General features: G+C 72.5%; 7 protein-coding genes and 1 tRNA gene. 6 read left to right on the top strand and 2 right to left on the bottom strand.

What is annotated here, in order from left to right:
- Positions 1–20: 20 nt before the first annotated feature.
- The 6 genes from ACZ7LS_RS25115 to ACZ7LS_RS25090 all read left to right on the top strand — a co-directional run bounded on the left by ACZ7LS_RS25115 (position 21) and on the right by ACZ7LS_RS25090 (position 21028).
- A complete protein-coding gene (locus ACZ7LS_RS25115) occupies positions 21–15251 on the top strand; it encodes a non-ribosomal peptide synthetase (protein WP_385135061.1) in 15231 nt (5076 codons plus the stop codon).
- 63 nt (positions 15252–15314) lie between these two features.
- Positions 15315–16394, top strand: coding sequence for a glutamate 5-kinase (gene proB, locus ACZ7LS_RS25110; protein WP_385135016.1), 1080 nt, complete (start codon positions 15315–15317; stop codon positions 16392–16394).
- A gap of 1 nt (position 16395) precedes the next feature.
- Positions 16396–17688 (top strand): glutamate-5-semialdehyde dehydrogenase, encoded by a 1293-nt coding sequence (locus tag ACZ7LS_RS25105; protein ID WP_385135014.1) that lies wholly within the window; start codon positions 16396–16398, stop codon positions 17686–17688.
- A 64-nt stretch (positions 17689–17752) separates the two neighbouring features.
- Positions 17753–18913, top strand: a complete 1161-nt coding sequence (locus ACZ7LS_RS25100; protein ID WP_382524015.1) for a pyridoxal phosphate-dependent aminotransferase — start codon at positions 17753–17755, stop codon at positions 18911–18913.
- Complete coding sequence (locus ACZ7LS_RS25095) at positions 18910–19719, top strand: pyrroline-5-carboxylate reductase family protein (protein WP_385135012.1); 810 nt, start codon at positions 18910–18912, stop codon at positions 19717–19719. The genes ACZ7LS_RS25100 and ACZ7LS_RS25095 overlap by 4 nt, the downstream gene beginning before the upstream one ends.
- Positions 19720–19765: 46 nt before the next feature.
- Complete coding sequence (locus ACZ7LS_RS25090) at positions 19766–21028, top strand: MFS transporter (RefSeq protein ID WP_382524011.1); 1263 nt, start codon at positions 19766–19768, stop codon at positions 21026–21028.
- A 79-nt stretch (positions 21029–21107) separates the two neighbouring features.
- On the opposite strand, the gene ACZ7LS_RS25085 is transcribed toward ACZ7LS_RS25090, so the two are convergent.
- A complete protein-coding gene (locus ACZ7LS_RS25085) occupies positions 21108–21737 on the bottom strand; it encodes a hypothetical protein (protein WP_382524009.1) in 630 nt (209 codons plus the stop codon).
- 139 nt (positions 21738–21876) lie between these two features.
- Positions 21877–21950 (bottom strand) — tRNA-Thr (locus ACZ7LS_RS25080).
- Positions 21951–22104: the final 154 nt, after the last annotated feature.

The following is a 22104-nucleotide window of genomic DNA, read 5'->3' as shown; positions in this document are numbered from 1 at the left end:
ATCACGAGGAGCGAGTGACGATGTTCGTGGGTTCGGTGCCGGACGCCTTCGGCGAGCAGGCAGCTCGTACACCGGAAGCCGTGGCGGTACGGTGCGCCGGGCGCAGCCTCACCTACCGGCAGTTGGACGACCGGTCGGAGCGGCTGGCCGGGCTGCTGGCCGCCGAGGGCGCCGGCGCGGAGCGCCCCGTCCTGGTACTGATGGACCGCACGGTCGACCTGGTCGTCGCGCTCCTCGCGGTGCTCAAGACGGGGGCGCACTACCTCCCGCTGCACCCGGCCCTGCCGCGCGAGCGGAGGGAGCGGGCCGCGGCCGGCAGCGGGGCTCCCGTCCTGCTGACCGACTCCGTCATGGCCGCCCGCGCCCCGCGGGTCCCGGCCACCGTCCTGGCCGATCTGCCGGAGGCCCGCGCGGCCGGCACGGACCGCGCCCCGGCGCGGCCGGGCGCCGGGCGTCCGGCCGTGCGCGTGCTGCCCGAGCAGCTGGCCTACGTGATGCACACCTCGGGTTCCACGGGCACGCCCAAGGGCGTGGCCGTCACCCACCGCGACATCCTGGACCTGGTGGGCGACTCCATGTTCGCCACGCCCGGCGCCCACGAACGCGTCCTGCTCGTCGCGTCGTACGCCTTCGACCCGGCCACGTACTCGATCTGGTACCCGCTGCTGCACGGCGGCACGGTCGTGCTCGCCACCGAGGCCGAACTCACCGTGGACCGGCTCGCGGAGCTGGTCGGCCGGGAGCGGATCACCGCCGCGGAGATCCCGGCCGGCCTGTTCCGGGTGATGGCCGAGGAGCACCCGGAGTGCTTCGCGGCCATGCGGGAGGTCCTCACCGGCGGCGATGTGATCCCGGCCGCCGCGGTGCGCGCCGTACTCGACCACTGCCCCGGCGTCGTCGTGCGCGGCACCTACGGCCCCACCGAGACCACCCTCTACGCCGCCCAGCACCGCTGGACCCGGGCGGCCGACGTCCCGGACCAGGTCCCTCTCGGCGCCCCGCTCGACGGCATGCGCGCCTACGTCCTCGACGCCGCCCTGCGCCCCGTCGCCGACGGCGGAACCGGCGAGCTGTACCTCGCCGGCGCGGGCCTCGCCCGCGGCTACGCCCACCGCCCCGACCTGACGGCGGAGCGCTTCGTCGCGGACCCGTTCGCGGCGGACGGGTCGCGGATGTACCGCTCCGGCGACCTGGCGTACCGCACCGCCGACGGGCTGCTCCGGTTCGCCGGCCGCTCCGACAGCCAGGTCAAGATCCGCGGCTACCGGATCGAGCCGGCCGAGGTCGAGGCCGCGCTCGCCGACTGCGACGCGGTGCGCCAGGCCGTCGTCACGGCCCGCGAGGACCAGCCGGGCGTCAAGCGGCTCGTCGCCTACCTCGTGGCCGGGACCCCGTCGGACGGCGCCGGCGCGACCGCCGCCGCCCGCGCGCATCTCGAACGCCGCATACCGGCGTACGCGCTGCCCTCGGCCTATGTCGTGCTCGACCGCCTGCCGCTCACCGCGAACCACAAGGTCGACTACCGCGCCCTGCCCGCCCCCACCGTCGGTGGCGGCACCGGCCACACCCCGCGCACCGACCGTGAGAGCCTGCTGTGCCGGCTCTTCGACGACACCCTCGGCGTGACCGGGACCGGTGTCGACGACGACTTCTTCGCCCTCGGCGGCGACTCGCTGCACGCCATCCGTCTGGTCAGCCGGATCCGCGGCGCGCTCGACGTCGACCTCTCCGTCAGCGCCGTCTTCGACCATCCGACGGTCGCCGGCCTGGCCGGGGCGACGGAGACCGCCCCCGCCGCCCGGCCCGCTCTCGTGCCGGTGGTCCGCCCCGACGTGATCCCGCTCTCCCCCGCCCAGTACCGCATGTGGTTCCAGAGCCGCCTGGACGGCGGATCCGCGGCCTACGTACTGCCCGTCGCCGTACGCCTCACCGGCGTCCTCGACCCGGCCGCGCTCCGGATGGCGCTCGGCGATCTCATCGACCGGCACGAGGCGCTGCGCACCGTCTTCCCCGAGCGGAACGGCGAGCCCCACCAGGTCATCCTGCCCGCCGGCCGGGTACGCCCCGAACCGCCCCTGGAACACGTACCGGACCTGGCGGCGGAACTCCGCGCGGCGGCGTACGTCCCGTTCGACCCGACCACCGACGTGCCGCTGCGCGCCCGCCTGTTCGCGGACGGACCCGACGGGCACGTCCTGCTCCTCACGCTCAACCACATCGGCACCGACGGCTGGTCGATGCAGCCGCTGACCCGCGAACTCGAACTGGCCTACACCGCGCGCCTGGCGGGCGAGGCACCGCGCTTCGAGCCTCTGCCGGCGCAGTACGCGGACTACACGCTGTGGCAGCGCGAGCTGCTGGGCGACGCCCAGGACCCGGCCGGCCTCGCCGCCCGTCAACTGGACTTCTGGCGCCGGGCACTCGACGGCGCCCCCGCCGAGCTGGAGCTGCCCACCGACTTCCCCCGGCCGCCGGTGGCCGGGACCCGGGGCGGAGTGGTCCCGCTCGATCTGCGCCCCGAGGTGCATTCGTCCCTGGTGCGGCTGGCCCGCGCCACCCGCACCAGCGTGCCGATGGTGCTGCAGGCCGCCGTGGCCACCTTGCTCACCCGGGTCGGCGCGGGCACGGACATCCCGCTGGGCACCACGGTCGCCGGGCGCACCGACGCGGCCCTCGACGGGCTGATCGGATTCTTCGTCAACACGCTGGTGCTCCGCACGGACACCTCGGGCAACCCCGCCTTCCGCACCCTCCTGGAGCGGGTGCGCGACGGCGCCCTGGCCGCCTACGAGCATCAGGACGTGCCGTTCGACCAGGTCGTGGAGGCGATCAACCCGGACCGCTCGCTCTCCCGCCACCCCCTGTTCCAGACCATGCTGACCATGGAGAACGCGGGCGGCTACAGCTTCACGCTCCCCGGGCTCACCGCGCGGGCGGAGGAGATACCCGCCACCACCGCGAAGTTCGACCTCCTCTTCGGCTTCACCGAGCGGTACGAGGACGACGGCACACCCGCCGGGCTCGCCGGGCGTCTTGAGTACGCGGCCGACCTGTTCGCGCCCGTCACGGCCGAGCTGCTCGCCCGGCGCTTCGCCGCCCTGCTGACCCAGGCCCTGGCCGCCCCCGAGCGGACGCTCGGCGACCTCGACCTGTTCCTCGACGGCGAGCGGGAGCCGGCCGCCGCCCAGGAGAACCGCGTCGGGCTGCCCGCCGCCTCCCTGTCCGACCTGCTGCACGCGCAGGCCGCCCGCACGCCCGGCGCGCTCGCGATCAGCGCCCCCGACGGCGAACTGACCTACGCGGAGCTGGACGAACGCTCCAGCCGGCTGGCCCGGCTGCTGCTGGCCCGCGGCGCCGGCCCCGGCTCGTACGTCGGCGTGCTGCTGCCGCGCGGCGTCCGGCTGACTGTCGCCTTCGTCGCCGTCCTCAAGGCGGGTGCGGCCTATCTGCCCCTCGACCCGCAGTATCCGCAGGAGCGTACGGAGTTCGTCCTCGACGACGCCCGGCCCGCGCTCTGCCTGACCGACCGGGCAGGCGCGGACAGGCTGTCCGGCCCGCTGCTCGACCTCGACGACACCGACGTCGCCGCGGAGCTCGTGGCTCTGAGCGCGGCCGTGCCCACCGACGCGGACCGGCCGGCCCCGCTGACCCCCGAGACCCCCGGCTACGTCGTCTACACCTCGGGGTCCACCGGCCGCCCCAAGGGCGTCGTCCTGCCCGCGCGGGTCCTGCTCAACCTGCTGGCCTGGAACGCCACCGTCTTCCCGTACGCACCGGGCGCCCGCGTCTCGCAGTTCTCGGCGGTCGGCTTCGACGTCTCCGAGCACGAGATCCTGATGGCGCTGCTCCACGGCAAGACGCTGTGCGTGCCCGATGAGGAGACCCGCCTCGACGCGGCCCGGCTCGCCGCCTGGCTGGACGAGGAGCGCATCACCGAGTTCTTCGCCCCCAACCTGGTGATCGCGGCCGTGTACGAGGCCGCCGCCGAGCGGGGCCTACGACTCGACGCGCTGCGGCACGTCGCCCAGGCGGGCGAGGCGCTCCAGCTGGCCGGCCCGGTCCGCTCCTTCCACTCGACCCGCCCCGGCGTGCGTCTGCACAACCACTACGGCCCTTCCGAGACACATCTCGTCACCAGCGACACCCTGCCCGCCGACGTGGCCGAGTGGCCGCTCACGGCGCCCCTCGGCGAGGGCATCTGGAACACCTGGCTCCATATTCTCGACGAGCGGCTGAGGCCCGTGCCCACCGGCGTCCCCGGCGAGCTGTACCTCACGGGCGACGGCCTCGCCCACGGCTACCTGGGCCGGGCCGGCCTGACCGCCGAGCGCTTCGTGGCCAGCCCCTTCGGCGCGCCCGGCGAGCGCATGTACCGCAGCGGCGACCTGGTGCGCCGACGCGCCGACGGCAGCCTGGCCTTCCTCGGCCGGGCCGACGACCAGGTCAAGATCCGCGGTGTGCGCGTGGAACTCGGCGAGCTGAACGCGCTGGTCGGCGCGGTGCCAGGGGTGGCACACGCCGCCACCGTACTGCGCGAGGACAGCCCGGGTGACAAACGCCTGGTGTCCTACGTCGTCCCCGAGCCCGGCGACGCCGCGCCGTCGGCGGACGCGCTGCGCCGCGCGGTCGCCGTGGCCGTGCCGCCGGCCGCCGTGCCGTCCGCGTTCGTCGTCCTGGAGACGCTGCCGCTGACCGCCAACGGCAAACTGGACCGCAGGGCGCTGCCCGCGCCCGTCTACGCGGGGACCTCCGGCCGTCTTCCGGCCACCGCCGAGGAGCGGGTCCTGTGCGAGCTGTTCGCCGAGGTCCTCGGCGCCGACACCGTCGGCGTGGACGACGACTTCTTCGCCCTCGGCGGCCACTCCCTGCTCGTGACCCGGCTGGTCAACCGGGTGCGCGGCGCGCTCGCCCGTGAACTGCCCGTGCGCGCCGTCTTCGAGGCGCCCACCCCCGGCGGGCTGGCCGCGCTGCTGACGGCGGCGGGTCCCGCGCGGCCCGTACTGGCCGCCGCGAAGCGCCCCGACCCCCTGCCCGCCTCGGCCGCCCAGCAACGCCTGTGGTTCCTCGACCGGTTGGAGGGGCGGAGCACCACGTACAACCTGCCCACCAGCTACCGGATACGGGGTGCGCTGGACGCGTCCGCGCTGGAACGGGCCCTCGGTGACGTCGTCGCCCGGCACGAAAGCCTGCGCACCGTCTTCCGCGAGGACACCGACCAGGTCGCGCAGGTGGTCCTGGCCCAACCGGATGTCACCCTGCACCGGATCTCCTGCACCGAGCACGACCTTGACGCGGTCCTCGACGACCTCGGCGGCCATGTCTTCGACCTGAGCGCGGATCTCCCGCTGCGCGCGACCCTGGTCCGCCTCGGCGAGGACGACCACGTCCTGATGCTTCTGCTGCACCACATCGCCGCCGACGCCGCGTCGATGGCGCCGCTGGGCACCGATCTGTCCACCGCCTACCGGGCCCGCCTGGCCGGACAGCCGCCCGCCTGGGAACCCCTGGCCGTCCAGTACGCCGACTACACCCTCTGGCAGCGGCAACTCCTCACCACAGCCGACAGCCCCCAACTGGACTACTGGCGCGAGACCCTCGCCGGCCTCCCCGTCGAACTCGACCTCCCCACCGACCGGGCCCGTCCCGCTCATCCCTCCTACCGGGGAGAGGCTTTCGAGACCGAACTCGCCCCCGAACTCCACGCGCGGCTGGCCGAGCTGGCACGTTCAACGGGCACCACGCTCACCATGGTCGCCCACGCCGCACTCGCCACCCTCCTCACCCGACTCGGCGCCGGAACCGACATCCCCCTCGGCACACCCGTCGCCGGCCGCAACGACGAAACCCTCGACCACCTCATCGGCTTCTTCATCAACACCCTCGTCATCCGCACCAACACCGCCGACAACCCCACCTTCCACCACCTCCTCACCCAGGTCCGCACCAACAGCCTCGCCGCCTACACCCACCAGGACACCCCCTTCGAACGCGTCGTCGAAACCCTCAACCCACCCCGCTCCACCAACCGCCACCCCCTCTTCCAGATCATGCTCCAGGTCATCGACGGGACCGGGGCCGCTCTGGACCTGTGCGGCACCCCCGTGGAGGGGCAGGCGGTCAACCGCGACGGCGCCAAGTTCGACCTGTCGCTGAACCTGCGGACCACCACGGACACGGACGGCGCCCCCGGCCCGCTGCGGGTCGCCGTCGGCTACTCCGCCGACCTGTTCGACGAGAACACCGTGGCCGGCCTCGTCCAGCGCTTCACGCGCGTCCTGGAGGCGGCGGCCGACGACCCCCACGCCCGTATCAGCTCCCTCGACATCCTCGGCGCCGGCGAGCGCGCGGCCCTGCTGACCGCCCCCGTCCCGGTCGCCGGACCGTCGGGGACCCTGCCCGAGCTGTTCGCCGCACAGGCCGCCCGTACCCCGGACGCCGTCGCGGTGACATTCGACGGCGCGCACACCACGTACGCCGAACTCGACGCCCGCGCCAACCGGCTGGCGCGTGTCCTGGCCGAACAGGGCGCCGGCCCCGACCACCTCGTCGCGGTCGCCCTGCCCCGCTCCACCGACCTCGTCGTGGCCCTGCTCGCCGTACTCAAGGCGGGCGCCGCCTATCTGCCGGTCGATCCCGACTACCCGGCGGACCGGATCGCGTACATGCTGGAGGACGCCGCCCCCGTCCTGCTGGTGACCGCCGGCGACCTCCCTACGCGGCTCCCGGGCGACACGCCCGTCCTGCCGCTCGACACGCCGGACACGGCCCGACGCCTGGCCGGCGCGGGGACGACCGCCCCCGACACCGGCACGCCCCTGCCCGGACATCCGGCCTATGTCATCTACACCTCGGGCTCCACCGGCCGCCCCAAGGGCGTCGTCGTCCCGCACCGGAACGTCACCCGCCTGTTCGCGGCCACCCGCCACTGGTTCGGCTTCGACGCCGACGACGTGTGGACGCTCTTCCACTCGTACGCCTTCGACTTCTCCGTCTGGGAGCTGTGGGGCCCGCTGCTGCACGGCGGCCGGCTCGTGGTCGTCCCGCACTCCGTCAGCCGCACGCCGGGAGACTTCCTCCGGCTGCTCGCCGACGAGCGCGTCACCGTGCTCAACCAGACACCGTCCGCCTTCTACCAACTGGTCCAGGCCGACGCCGAGAACCCCGCCACCGGGGACCGGCTCGCGCTGCGGACCGTCGTGTTCGGCGGCGAGGCACTCGACCTGCGCCGACTCGACGACTGGTACGCGCGCCACGCCGACGACGCCCCCGTCCTGGTGAACATGTACGGGATCACCGAGACCACGGTGCACGTCACGTACCAGGCCCTCGACCGCGGGAAGGCGGCCACGCTGCCGGGCAGCGTCATCGGCGAGGCCATCCCCGACCTCGGCCTGTACGTCCTGGACGATCTGCTGCGCCCGGTACCCGCCGGGGTGCCGGGAGAGCTGTACGTCTCCGGCGACGGCCTCGCGCGCGGCTATCTGGGCCGGCCCGACCTGACCGCGGGCCGCTTCGTCGCCTGCCCCTTCGGGGAGCCGGGCGACCGGATGTACCGCACGGGAGACGTCGTGCGGTGGACCTCGGCCTCCCGCCTGGAGTACCTCGGCCGCGCCGACGACCAGGTGAAGATCCGCGGCTACCGGATCGAGCCCGGCGAGATCGAGTCCGCGGTCCGTACCTACCCGCCCGTCGCGCAGTCCGCGGTCGTGGTCCGCGAGGACCAGCCGGGCGACAAGCGGCTCGTGGGCTATGTGGTGCCCGGGGCCGGCGAGGAGATCGACACGGCCGCGCTGCGCGCCCACCTCGCCGACACCCTTCTCTCGCACATGGTCCCCTCCGCGTTCGTCGTCCTGGAGACGCTGCCGCTGACCGCCAACGGCAAACTGGACCGCAAGGCGCTGCCCGCACCCGTCTACGCGGGGACCTCCGGCCGTCTTCCGGCCACCGCCGAGGAGCGGGTCCTGTGCGAGCTGTTCGCCGACGTCCTCGGCGCCGACACCGTCGGCGTGGACGACGACTTCTTCACCCTCGGCGGCCACTCCCTGCTCGCCACCCGCCTCATCAGCCGCATCCGCGCCGAATTCGGCTCCGAAGTCCCGGTCCGCGCCATCTTCGAAGCACCCACACCCAGCGGCCTCGCCACCCGCCTCACCACACCCGGAGCCGCTGCGGCGCGCCCCGTACCGACCGCCGCAGAGCGCCCCGACCCCCTGCCCGCCTCGGCCGCCCAGCAACGCCTGTGGTTCCTCGACCAACTGGAAGGACCCGGAACCACCTACAACGCACCCACCAACTACCGCATACGAGGAGCACTCGACGCGTCCGCACTCGAACAGGCCCTCGGCGACGTCGTCACCCGCCACGAAAGCCTGCGCACCATCTTCCGCGAAGACACCGACCAGGTCATACAGGTCATCCTCGGTCAACCAGAAGTGGTCCTGCATCGGACCTCCTGCGCCGAACACGACCTCGACACGGTCCTCGACGACCTCGGCAGCCACATCTTCGACCTGAGCACCGATCTCCCGCTGCGCGCGACCCTCGTCCGCCTCGGCGAGAACGACCACGTCCTCAACCTGCTCTTCCACCACATCGCCAGCGACGGCGCCTCCATGCGCCCCCTCGGCACCGACCTCTCCACCGCCTACCGGGCCCGCCTCACCGGACAGCCGCCCGCCTGGACACCCCTGGCCGTCCAGTACGCCGACTACACCCTCTGGCAGCGACAACTCCTCACCACAGCCGACAGCCCCCAACTGGACTACTGGCGCGAAACCCTCGCCAACCTCCCCGTCGAACTCGACCTCCCCACCGACCGCCCACGCCCCGCGCTCTCCTCCTACCGGGGTGAGACCTTCGAGACCGAACTCGCCCCCGAACTCCACGCGCGGCTGGCCGAGCTGGCACGTTCAACGGGGACCACGCTCACCATGGTCGCCCACGCCGCACTCGCCACCCTCCTCACCCGACTCGGCGCAGGAACCGACATCCCCCTCGGCACACCCGTCGCCGGCCGCAACGACGAAACCCTCGACCACCTCATCGGCTTCTTCATCAACACCCTCGTCATCCGCACCGATACCTCGGGCAATCCCGCCTTCCACCACCTCCTCGCCCAGGTCCGCGCCAACAGCCTCGCCGCCTACAGCCACCAGGACATCCCCTTCGAACGGGTCGTGGAAGCCCTCAACCCTCCCCGCTCCACCAACCGCCACCCCCTCTTCCAGATCATGCTTCAGGTCGACATGGACAACGGCCCGGTCCTCGACCTGCCGGGTACTGAGGTGACCGGCGTCGAAAGCATCCTCGACCAGGCGAAGTTCGACCTGAACGTCAACTTCCGGGCGCTGAAGGACGCCGACGGGCGGCCCGGCCCCCTGCGGGCCACCATCGGCTACGCCACCGACCTCTTCGACGAGAACACCGCACGACAGCTCTTCGCCCGCCTCGTCCGCGTCCTGAACACCGTCAGCACCGACCCCGCCGTCCACATCGGCGCCATCGACATCCTCGGCACCGAGGAACGTCGCCGCATGCTGGAGGACTGGAACGACACCTCCGCCCCCATGCCCGACGCCACCGTGCTCGAACTGTTCGAGGCCCAGACCGCTCGCGCCGGCGACGCGGTCGCGGTCGTGGACGGCGCCGAGAGCATCACGTACGCGGAGCTCGACCGCCGGGCGAACCGCCTGGCGCACCTGCTGCGCGGCCACGGAGTCGGGCCCGAGTCCATGGTCGGACTGCGGCTGCCACGCGGCGCGAAGGCCGTCGTCGCCATCCTCGCCGTCTGGAAGGCCGGCGCCGCCTATCTGCCGCTCGACCCGGAGTACCCGGCCGACCGGGCCACGTTCATGATGGACAACGCCAAGGCCGGGCTGCTGCTGACGGAGGAGCTGCTCCGGGCGGATCTGCCGGAGTGCGGTGTCCCGGTCCTGAGCCTCGACGACCCCGGTCTGCGGGCCCGGCTCGCCGCCCAGCCGGCCGAGGCACCGGGCGTGCGCGTCGGCTCCGACGCACTGGCCTATGTCATCTACACCTCGGGTTCCACCGGCCGCCCCAAGGGCGTCGCCGTGCACCACGGCGGCCTGGTCAACTACGTGGTCTGGTCGGCACGGGCGTACGGCGTGGCCGGCGGCGCCGGTGCCGCCCTGCACTCCTCGCTGGCCTTCGACCTGACGGTCACCAGCCTGATGGTGCCGCTGATCTCGGGCTCCCCTGTCGTCGTGAGCGTCGAGGGCGGGGCGGAGGGTCTCGCGGACTCGGTCCGTGCCACCGGCGGCTTCGAGGTGATCAAGGTGGTGCCCGCGCATGTCCCGCTGCTCAACGAGCTGCTGGCGGACGAGGACGCCGCGCGCGCCACGCGGCGCCTGGTCGTCGGCGGCGAGACCCTGGCCGTCGCCGACGTACGGGCGTGGCTGCGGCGCGCCCCCGGGACCAAGGTGACCAACGAGTACGGGCCGACCGAGACGGTCGTCGGCTGCTGCGTCTTCGACATCACCGCCGATGAGCGGCTCGGTGAGTCGGTGCCCATCGGAAAGCCGATCGTCAACACCCGGTTGTACGTGCTGGACGAGCACCTCCAGCCGGTGGCGCCCGGTGTGCCCGGCGAGCTGTACATCGCCGGGACCGTGGTGGCCCGCGGCTATGTGTCACGCCCCGATCTGACCGCCGAGCGGTTCGTCGCGGATCCGTTCGCGGCGGACGGCTCGCGGATGTACCGCTCGGGCGACCGCGTCAAGTGGTCCGCGGACGGTCTGCTCTGGTTCATCGGCCGCTCCGACGACCAGGTGAAGATCCACGGCTACCGGATCGAGCCCGGCGAGGTCCGTGCGATCGTCACGGCCCACCCCGACGTGCACCAGGCCGCGGTCGTCGCGCGGGAGGACGTCCCCGGCGACCGGCGGCTCGTGGCCTACGTCGTCCCTGCCGAGGGGGCGGACACCGACGCGCTGCCCTCCTCCGTAAGGGAGTCCATGTCAGGGCAGCTGCCGGATTACATGGTCCCCTCCGCGTTCGTCGTCCTGGAGACGCTGCCGCTGACCGCGAACGGCAAATTGGACCCCAAGGCACTGCCCGCACCCGTCTACACCGGCACCTCCGGCCGCCTCCCGGCCACCGCCGAGGAGCGCCTCCTGTGCGAGCTGTTCGCCGACGTCCTCGGCGCCGACACCGTCGGCGTGGACGACGACTTCTTCGCCCTCGGCGGCCACTCCCTGCTCGCCACCCGCCTCATCAGCCGCATCCGCGCCGAATTCGGCTCCGAAGTCCCGGTCCGCGCCATCTTCGAAGCCCCCACACCCAGCGGCCTCGCCACCCGCCTCACCACACCCGGAGCCGCTGCGGCGCGCCCCGTACCGACCGCTGTGGAACGCCCCGATCCCCTGCCCGCCTCGGCCGCCCAGCAACGCCTGTGGTTCCTCGACCAACTGGAAGGCCCCGGAACCACCTACAACGCACCCACCAACTACCGCATACGAGGAGCGCTCGACGCGTCCGCACTCGAACAGGCCCTCGGCGACGTCGTCACCCGCCACGAAAGCCTGCGCACCATCCTCCGCGAAGACACCGACCAGGTCATACAGGTCATCCTCGACCAGGCGGACATCACCCTCCACCAGATCTCCTGCGCCGAACACGACCTCGACACGGTCCTCGACGACCTCGGCAGCCACATCTTCGACCTGAGCACCGATCTCCCGCTGCGCGCGACCCTCGTCCGCCTCGGCGAGAACGACCACGTCCTCAACCTGCTCTTCCACCACATCGCCAGCGACGGCGCCTCCATGGGCCCCCTCGGCACCGACCTCTCCACCGCCTACCGAGCCCGCCTCACCGGACAGCCGCCCGCCTGGACACCCCTGGCCGTCCAGTACGCCGACTACACCCTCTGGCAACAGCAACTCCTCACCACAGCCGACAGCCCCCAACTGGACTACTGGCGCGAGACCCTCGCCGGCCTCCCCGTCGAACTCGACCTCCCCACCGACCGCCCACGCCCCACTCACCCCACCCACCAAGGCGAAACCTTCGAGACCGAACTCGCCCCCGAACTCCACGCGCGGCTCGCCGAGCTGGCACGTTCGACAGGCACCACCCTCACCATGGTCGCCCACGCCGCACTCGCCACCCTCCTCACCCGACTCGGCGCAGGAACCGACATCCCCCTCGGCACACCCGTCGCCGGCCGCAACGACGAAACCCTCGACCACCTCATCGGCTTCTTCATCAACACCCTCGTCATCCGCACCAACACCGCCGACAACCCCACCTTCCACCACCTCCTCACCCAGGTCCGCACCAACAGCCTCGCCGCCTACACCCACCAGGACACCCCCTTCGAACGCGTCGTCGAAACCCTCAACCCACCCCGCTCCACCAACCGCCACCCCCTCTTCCAGATCATGCTGGAGGTGGCCGCCGGGTCCGGTCCCGTGCTCGATCTGCCCGGCGCCGAGGTGACGGATGTCGAAGGCGTCCTCGACCAGGCGAAGTTCGACCTCAACATCAACTTCCTGGCGCTCACGGACGCCGACGGACGGCCCGGCCCCCTGCGCGCCACCATCGGCTACGCCACCGACCTCTTCGACGAGAACACCGCACGACAGCTCTTCGCCCGCCTCGTCCGCGTCCTGAACACCGTCAGCACCGACCCCGCCGTCCACATCGGCGCCATCGACATCCTCGGCACCGACGAGCGCGGTGAGCTGGCCGTGCTGGCCGCCGGTCCCGACCCGGTCGACCGCTTCCCCGAGGATTCGCTCCAGGAAGCGTTCCGGCGTCAGGCGCTCCGTACCCCGGACGCCGTGGCGGTGCGCTGTGCCGGCCGCAGCCTGACGTACGCCGAGCTCGACACCCGCGCCAACCGGCTGGCGCACCGGCTCATCGCCGCCGGAGCGGGCCCCGAGCGGCCGGTCGCCATCCTGATGAGCCGCACGGTCGAGCTCGTGGTCGCGCTGACGGCGATCCTCAAGTCCGGTTCCTTCTATGTGCCGTTGCATCACGCCTCGCCGCTCGACCGCATGCGGGTGGTGCTCGCGGAGTGCGGTGCGGAGGTCCTGCTCACCGACGGGGAGATGCGGGAGCGCGGACTGCCGGAGGCGGCCGCGGTCGTCATGGTCGAGGAGGACGGCGCGGACGCGTCCGTGCCGTCGGCCGACCCGGCCGTGACCGGACACCGGCAGCAGCTGGCGTATGTGATGTACACCTCCGGTTCGACCGGCAAGCCCAAGGGCGTGGCCGTCACCCACCAGGACGTGTTCGAGCTGGTCAACGACTCGATCCTCGTCCCCGGCGACCACGACCGGGTGCTGCTCCTGACCCCGTACGAGTTCGACCCGTCCACGTACTCCTTCTGGTATCCGCTGCTGCACGGCGGCACGAGCGTCATCGCCCCGGAGGAGGACCTCACGGTCGAGCGGCTGGCACGGCTGATCCAGGCCGAGCGGATCACGGGTGTTGACGTGACCGCGGGTCTCTTCCGGGTCATGGCCGAGGAGCGCCCCGAGTGCTTCGCGGGGGTCCGGGTGGTCATCACCGGTGGCGACATCGTGTCGCCTGTGGCGGTCCGCAGGGTCCTGGAGCACTGCCCGGGTCTGCTGGTCCGCAGCAACTACGGGCCGACGGAGACCACGTTGTTCGCGACCTCGGCGCCGTGGCGCAAGGCCTCGGACGTGCCGACGCCCGTGCCCATCGGGCGCCCGCTGGACGGTATGGCCGCCCATGTCCTCGACGACTCGCTGACCCCGGTCCCGGCCGGGGTGACCGGCGAGCTGTATCTGGCGGGCACCGGCCTGGCCCGGGGCTATCTGAACCGCCCGGACCTGACGGCCGAGCGCTTCGTGGCCAACCCCTTCGATCCGGCCGGTTCGAGGATGTACCGCACGGGTGACCGGGTGCGCTGGACGGCGGACGGGCTGATCGACTTCGTCGGCCGGGCCGACAACCAGGTGAAGATCCGCGGCTTCCGTATCGAGCTGCCGGAGATCGAATCCGTCCTCGCCGCCTTCCCGGGCGTCCGCCAGGTCGCGGTCCTCGCCCGCGAGGACCAGCCGGGCGACAAGCGGCTCGTCGCCTACGTGGTCGGAGACACGGCGATCGACCTCGACGCGCTGGACCGGCACGCCCGCCGGTCGCTGCCCGAGTACATGGTGCCGAGCGCCGTCCTCGTCCTGGAGCGGCTGCCGCTGACCCCGAACAACAAGGTCGACTACCGCGCGCTGCCGGCCCCTGCGCTGTCGCCGCGCGGCGGACTTCCGCCGGGCACCCGTACCGAGGCCGTGCTCCGCGATCTGTTCGCGGACGTCCTCGGCGCGGACGGCATCGGCATCGACGACAACTTCTTCGCTCTCGGCGGCCACTCGCTGCTCGCCACCCGTCTGATCAGCCGCATCCGCGTCCGACTGGGCCGCGAGCTGTCGGTGCGCGCCCTGTTCGAGGCGCCGACGGTGGCGCTGCTGGCCGACCGGCTCGGCCGGCTCGGTCAGGACATGGCAGGCGACGGGCTCGGGGTGCTGCTGCCCCTGCGCGCGGAGGGCACCCGCCGCCCGCTGTTCTGCGTCCACCCGGCCATCGGGCTGAGCTGGTGCTACAGCGGACTGCCGAGCCGCCTGAGCCGGCATCAGCCGGTCTACGGGCTGCAGGCCCCGGGCTTCGGCGAGCCGGACGGCGCCCCGGTGACGTTCGAGGCGATGCTCGACCGGTACGTGGCGGAGATCCGTTCCGTGCAGCCCGCGGGGCCCTACTCGCTGCTCGGCTGGTCCTTCGGCGGTGCCGCGGCGCACGCGCTGGCGGTGCGGCTGCGGGAACTCGGCGAGGAGGTCGCGTTCCTCGGTGTGCTCGACGGGTTCCCCGGGCACGCCGACTCGGCGGCCCGGCCGGTCGAGTACGACGACCCGGACGTGTGGCCGGCGATCAGGGACTCGGTGGGACACGACCCCGCCCACCCCGACAGCCCGCTGGCCGAGCTGGGGCCGGCCGGACTCGACGCCCTGGCCCGGGTGTTCGTGGACGTCACCAATCTGCGCGGCACGTTCGACTCGGGGGTGTTCGACGGGGACCTCGTCCTCTTCACCGCCACCGAGGGCGCGACGGTGAGCGAACCGGACCGGGTGTGGGCGCCGTACGTCACCGGGCGGATCGAGGTCCATCCCGTCGACTGCGCCCACGGCGAGATGACCGCGCCCGGTCCGCTGGCGGCCATCGGCCGCGTCGTCGCGGGGCACCTCGACGCCCAGGCCGGCCCAGGCGCCTGACGGCGTGCCCGTACCGCCCCCGTACGACCACCACGACCCCCTCACAGGAACCGAGGCAGTCCCATGTCATCCGGCGCTCACCAGGAACGCGTCGTCATCAAGATCGGAACCTCATCGCTCGTCTCGGACGGGCGGCCCGACCCCGGCAAGCTCGCCACTCTGGCCGACGCGGTCGTACGGCTGCGCGGCGAGGGCGTCCAGCCGGTCATCATCGGCTCCGGTGCCATCGCGGCCGGCAACGCCCGGCTGACCGCGCAGGACACCGCCGTGCCGGGCACGGCCGCCCGCCAGGTCGCGGCGGCCGTCGGTCAGGGGCTGCTCTTCGGCGCGTTCCGCGAGGCCCTGGCGGCCCGCGGCCTGGTGGCGGCCCAGATCCTGCTCACCCCGCCCGACCTCACCGGACCCGACCACCGCGACAGCGCTCTGGCCGTCCTCGAAGGAGCCCTCGACGCCGGTCTCGTACCCGTCGTGAACGAGAACGACGCGGTCATGGTGCGCAACAACGACGTGCTGGCCGCTCTGCTCGCCGGCGCCCTGAGGGCCGGGCGGCTCCTGCTCCTGACCGACGTGCCCGGCTTGTACGAGAGCAACCCCCGCCATGACCGGCACGCCCGCCGGGTACCGGAGATCGCCGTCATGACGCCCGAGGTCGAGCGGCTGGCCGGCGCCGCGGCCAGGGGGCTCGGCACCGGCGGCATGGCCGCCAAGCTGTGCGCGGCGTGGATCGCCACCCTCGCCGGGGTCCCCGTGGTCATCGCGGGCGCCGACACCGAGGACGGGGTCACGCGGGCGATGGCCGGAGAGAACATCGGCACGCTCGTCCACCCACGGGTCCCCGAGAAGGACCTCGACCTCGGGCGGTTGTGGCGGTCCCTGTCCGCACCGCCGTCGGGCCGGCTGCTCTGCGCCCCCGACGGGGCCGCCGTCCTCGGCGACGGCGGCCCACTGACACTCCGTCATATCACGGGCCACGAAGGCGACTTCCGGCCCGGCGCGATCGTCGACGCGGTCGGCGGCGACCGGCGGATCATCGTCCGCGGCCGGACCCGGCTGGGGTCCGCCGAACTCAGCGCTCTCGCAGGGCCGGGCGAAGGCCCGACCGTGCTCCATCCCACCGATTACGTCACCCTTCCGGAGGCCTGACATGACCACCGTTCAGACTGCCACTGTCCCGACCGCCACCGCCCCGTCGGTCATCGACGTCTGCCGCCGCGCCCGCGAGGCCTCGCACGCGGTCCGCGAGCTGACCACCGAGGTCAAGAACCGCGTGATCGCGGAGATGGCGGACGCCATCGACGCCGTCGGCGAGCGGTTGAAGGAGGCCAACGCCCTCGACCTGGCCGCCGCCAGGGAGAACGGCGCCTCCACCACGCTCGTCGACCGCCTCACCCTCACCGACAAGCGCATCTCGGGCATGACCCGGGCGATGCGCACGATCATCGACCTGCCGGACCCGGTCGGCCAGGTCGTCGAGGGCCGCACGCGCCCCAACGGCATCCAGATCGATCAGGTCCGCGAGCCCCTCGGCGTCGTCGCCGTCATCTACGAGGCCCGGCCCGGCGTCACCGCCGACGTCGCCGCCCTCTGCCTGAAGTCGGGCAACACCGCCGTGCTGCGCGGCTCCTCGATCGCCAAGCACACCAACGCGGCCATCGCCGACGTGCTGACCGAGGTGCTCGCCCGGCAGGAGGACGTACCCACCGACGCCGTCCAGCTGATCCGCGACTGCTCCCGCGAGGCCGCCCTCGAACTGCTCAAGGCGGAGGAGTACGTCGACCTGCTCGTGCCGCGCGGCGGCCCCGGCCTCATCCAGACCGTCAAGGACAACGCCGTCGTCCCCACCGTCATCGACGGCGACGGCAACTGCCATGTCTACGTCGACACCACCGCCGACCGGTCCATGGCCACCGACATCGTGATCAACGGCAAGACCTCCCGGCCCAGCGTCTGCAACGCCGTCGAGACGCTGCTCGTCCACCAGGACCTCGCCGAGAGCTGGCTGCCCGGAGTCCTCGACGAGCTGAAGGGGCTCGGCGTGGAGGTGCGCGGCGACGAGCGCACCCGCACGGTGTGGCCCGACGCCGCCCCCGTGCAGGACAGCGACTGGGAGACGGAGTACCTGGACCTGATCCTGGCCGTGAAGGTCGTCGACGACTTCGATGCCGCGCTGCGCCACATCAACCAGTACGGCACCCGCAACGCCGAGGCGATCGTGGCCCAGGACATCGCGGTGGCCCGCCGGTTCGCCCGCGCCATCGACTCCGGCAGCGTGTTCGTCAACACCTCCACCCGCTTCTCGGACGGCGGGGAGTTCGGCTACGGCGTCGAGATCGGCGTCTCCACCCAGAAGCTGCACGCGCGCGGCCCCATGGGGCTCGAATCGCTCACCTGCGTCAAGAACGTCGTCTGGGGAAGCGGGCAGATCCGTGTTCTGTGACGCCCCTCATGCCCCGCACACGGCCCCTGCCACCGGCCTGCTCACAGCGAAGGACGAAACGACCATGACCGTGCAGACACTGCGGCACTCCAGCCTCATGGACTCCGTGTCGGAGGCCTCGTCGATCAGGACGAACAACCGGATCTACGACCTGCGCGCGGCCGGCGTCGACATCATCACGCTGTCGCTGGGCGAGGCGTTCTTCGACCTTCCCACCCCCTCCTTCGAGGGCATGCCCGGCTCGCAGATCCACCACTACTCGCACTCCCGCGGCGTCCCGCTGCTGCGCCAGAAGCTCGCCAAGTACCACGAGTCCTGCTCCGGCGCGCCGGTCGACCCCGAGACGGAGATCATGGTCACGGCCGGTTCCAAGGCCGCCATCTTCATGACGCTGACCGCCCTGCTCGAACCCGGCGACGAGGTGATCATCCCGGAGCCGCTGTGGGTCAGCTACCCCGACCAGGTCCGGCTCGCCCGGGGCGTGCCCGTGACGACCCCGTGGTACGAGTCGGTCGGCGACCTGGAGTCGTACATCACGCCCCGCACACGGGCGATCATCGTCAACAACCCGCACAACCCCAGCGGCCGCCGGCTGGGCGCGGCCGAACTGCTGGCGCTGCACGAGATGGCCGAGAAGTACGGCCTGTTCCTCATCTCCGACGAGGCGTACCACGAGTTCGTGCCGGAGGGCGAGGTCTTCGTCTCCGCCCTGGAGCACGACCCGGAGAAGCGCCACACCATCGTCTGCAACTCCATGTCGAAGAACTACGGCATCTCGGGCTGGCGCATCGGATACCTCATCGCCGACGAGCACTTCACCCGTCAGGTGCTCAAGCTCCAGCAGCACATGGTGACGTGCGCCCCGACCATCCTCAGCTGCTATCTGGCCGAGCACTTCGAGACGATCCTCGACCACACCCGCCCGCAGATCCAGCGCGTGGTGTCCACCCGCAACCGGATGGCCGGCCTGCTCGCCGACCGCGGTGTGCAGTGCCTCCCGGGCGACGCCACCTTCTATCTCTTCGCGTCGCTGGGCGAATCCCGGCTGGACTCCACGGAGTTCGCCGAGCAGTTGCTCACCCGGTACGGCACCGCCGTGGTCCCGGGCACCGGATACGGCGCCTCCTGCGACCGGTTCATCCGGATCGCGGTGGGCGCGGAGAGCGAGGACCGGCTGGTGCGCGGCATGACCGCGATCGCCGACCTCGTCGAGGCGACCCGATGACGGCGTCCGGCGACGGCACCGTCGCGCTCATCGGCTGCGGTCGGATGGCCCGCGCCCTGGTGCGCGGTCTGATCGCCGCCGGGCACGCACCGGAGCGGCTGACCGGGGTGTCACGGACCGGCCGCGGGGCCCGTGCCCTGGCCGACGAGTACGGCATCCGTCCGGCCGGTACCCCGGCCGAGGCCGTACGGGACGCGACCACCGTCGTCCTGGCCGTCCACCCGGACGAGACGGCGGACGCGCTCGCGGAGCTGGCCGAAAGCGCGACCCCGCGGCACCTGCTGCTGTCGCTCGTCGCCTCCTGGCGTACGGAGGCCATCGCCGCGCGGCTGCCCGGGGTGCCCGTGGTGCGCGCGGTCCCCAATGTGGCGATCGCCGAGCGCGACGGCGTGACCGTGCTCGCCGGCACCCCCGACGGCGCCGCCCTGGACAGTGCGCGCGGCCTGTTCGCCGGGCTCGGCCCGACGCTGGTCCTGGACGAGGACCTGCTGGAGGCGGTCAGCGCGCTGTCCGGGGCGGGCCCCGCGCTGGTCGCCCGCTTCGCCGAGGCGCTCGCCTCGGCCGGCCGGGCCCAGGGGGTGCCGGCCGAAACGGCCGACCTGCTCGCCGCGCGAGCGGTACGCGGCACGGGCGCCCTGCTGGCGGGAGGAGCGACTCCCGCGGCCGTCATCGACTCCGTCGCCTCGCCGGGAGGCATGACCGAAGCGGCGCTGCGCCGGCTCGACGAGGGCGCGCTGCCCGAGTCCGTACGGCAGGGGGTGGACGCGGCGGTCCGGCTTTCCTTCGGGCGGCTCGCCACGGCCTGAGCCGTACCGCACCACCTACCGACCGCACCACGGACCTGGAGAGAAGATGGGCAGCAACCCGCCCCTGCCAAAGGCCTTCCGGCGAGTCTGGGCGGCCGCGTCCGCCTCGTCGTTCGGCGACGGCGTCTACCTGACCGCCCTGCCCCTGCTCGCCGCGAGCCTGACCCGGGACCCGATGCTGCTGTCCGTGATCTCCGCGGCGGCCCTGCTGCCGTGGCTGCTGTTCGGACTGGTGGGCGGCGCGCTCGTGGACCGGTGGGACCGGCGGAACACGATGTGGCTGACCGACGCGGCCCGCGCGCTGCTGCTGGTCGCCGCGGTGGCCGGCGCCGCGGCCGGCTGGCTCAGCGTCCCGCTGCTGATCGCCCTGGCCTTCCTGCTGGGCATCGGGCAGATCCTGTTCGACACGGCGGCGACCGCGTACATCCCGGAACTGCTGGACCGCGACCCCGGGATGCTGAAGCGGGCCAACGCGCGGCTGCGCGGGTCGGTCGACGTCCTGGACGGGTTCGTCGGACCGCCCGCCGGCTCGTTGCTGTTCACCCTGGGGCGGACCGTTCCGCTGCTCGTGGACGCCGTGACGTTCGCCTTCAGCTCGCTCGTCATCCGCTCCCTGCCCGCCACGGCGCCCCGGCCCCGCCCCGCGCGCGGCTCGCTGCTCAAGGAGGCCGCGGCCGGCGCCGGGTACCTGCTGCGCAACCCCCTCCTGCTCGGCCTGTCCCTGCGCCCCGCGTTCGGCAACTTCGCCTTCAGCGCGGGCGCGGCGGTCTTCGTCCTGTTCGCGCAGGAGGAACTGCACCTGGGAGCCACCGGATTCGGCATCCTGCTCTCCTGCGAGGCCGTGGGCGGCTTCCTCGGCAGCATGCTTTCGGGATGGATCAGCGACCGGCTGGGCACGGGCGGCGCGCTCATCCTGACGGCGGTGCTGCTCACCGTCGCCCAGACCTCCATCGGCCTGACCGACAGCGCGGTCCTGGTGGGCGTCGCGCTGGCCGTGCGGGCGGCGGCCCTGAGCGGAACGATCGTGCTGTCAGGCTCGGTCCGGCAGGCGATCGTGCCGGACGAGCTGATGGGCCGGGTCGCCGCGGCCGGACGTCTGCTGGCCCTGGGTGTGGCCCCGCTGGGGGCGCTGCTCGGCGGCTGGCTCGCGACGGTCAGCGGCCTGCGCACCCCGTACCTCGTCGGCGCGGTCTTCCTCGCGGCGAGCACGCTGATCAGCCTGACGATGACCTCGAACCGCAAGGTGGAGGCAGCCCTGGCGGCGGCTGCCGAGGAGGACGGGGCGGCGGTGACGGAGACGGCGAAGTGAGGTTCGCGCGGCGGCGGTACGAGGACGGACGAAGCAGCCATCCGGGACCGGAAGGGGCCGAGGCCACCGAAGCGGCCGGCTACTGAAGCAGTCCGCGCTGGCCGGCCACGAACCCCGCCTGGAAGCGGCTGCGCGCGTCGAGCGTCTCCATCAGCTGGGCCACACCCCTCCGATACGTACGCAGGGCCATCCCCATCTCACGGGCGGCCGTCTCGTCCTTGGCGCCGAGCGCCAGCTGACGCAGCACCCCACGGGAAACGGGAGGCAGCCCGTCGTCGTCCGCCGGGAACGCCTCCCCCTGTTCGTCGGCCGGCGGACGCATCGTCAGGGAACGTGCGAGCAGGAGCGTGAAGGGCACACTGCGCCCGATGAGGGCGCCGTCGCTGTAGTCCTCCTCGTTGCGGGCCAGAACGACGACGGACCGGTCGATGATCGCCATGCGCGGATTCCCCCCGGCCGCCGTGTGGACCTGCACCCCCTGCCTGAGCAACTCCGCGAAACCACGATCCAGCCCCCCGCCCCGCCCCGCCGAGCCCGCCGGAACGTAGATCTTCACGCTCACGCCCGCGTTGCCGCTGACGCTGTGGACGGCGGCGATGTCCACCTGCCCCTGGACGGGACCGGTGGAGGGCATCGACAGGATGACCTCCCGCCGTGCGTCGTGAATAACACGGCGCACTTCCGCCGCCCCCGCGTAGTTCATCTGCATGACATCCCCCTTGACCTTTGACACAGAACAGTAAGATTACTTGCCAAGGCTTGTCAACTTCTTGCCAAGCGCGCGGACGACGCAGGGCCACAAAAAAAGAAGGCCAGGCCGGAAACTTCCGGCCTGGCCTTCCTCGCGGAGCCCCCTGTCGGATTCGAACCGACGACCTACGCATTACAAGTGCGTTGCTCTGGCCAACTGAGCTAAGGAGGCGTGCCCGAGCAGTGTAACCGGCTTCGATCACCGCCCCGCCAGAAATTTCGTTCGCGCAGGACTACTGACAGATCACTGACGGCCAGGTACCGTCACCTCAAGTTCACCCAGGTGGACTAGACCCATCCCCCGCCTCCCGGCGGAGGACCCACTC

The sequence above is a fragment of the Streptomyces sp. NPDC039430 genome, assembly GCF_055639435.1.
The sequence above is the reverse complement of the archived record's forward strand: the minus strand, read 5'-3'. Positions and strand labels throughout refer to the sequence as shown.

Excerpts from the sequence above, each read along its gene's own strand:
- ACZ7LS_RS25085 (WP_382524009.1), bottom strand. The coding sequence starts at position 21,737 with ATGCAGATGAACTACGCGGGGGCGGCGGAAGTGCGCCGTGTTATTCAC.
- ACZ7LS_RS25105 (WP_385135014.1), top strand. The coding sequence starts at position 16,396 with ATGACCACCGTTCAGACTGCCACTGTCCCGACCGCCACCGCCCCGTCG.
- ACZ7LS_RS25115 (WP_385135061.1), top strand. The coding sequence starts at position 21 with ATGTTCGTGGGTTCGGTGCCGGACGCCTTCGGCGAGCAGGCAGCTCGT.
- ACZ7LS_RS25095 (WP_385135012.1), top strand. The coding sequence starts at position 18,910 with ATGACGGCGTCCGGCGACGGCACCGTCGCGCTCATCGGCTGCGGTCGG.
- proB (WP_385135016.1), top strand. The coding sequence starts at position 15,315 with ATGTCATCCGGCGCTCACCAGGAACGCGTCGTCATCAAGATCGGAACC.
- ACZ7LS_RS25090 (WP_382524011.1), top strand. The coding sequence starts at position 19,766 with ATGGGCAGCAACCCGCCCCTGCCAAAGGCCTTCCGGCGAGTCTGGGCG.
- ACZ7LS_RS25100 (WP_382524015.1), top strand. The coding sequence starts at position 17,753 with ATGACCGTGCAGACACTGCGGCACTCCAGCCTCATGGACTCCGTGTCG.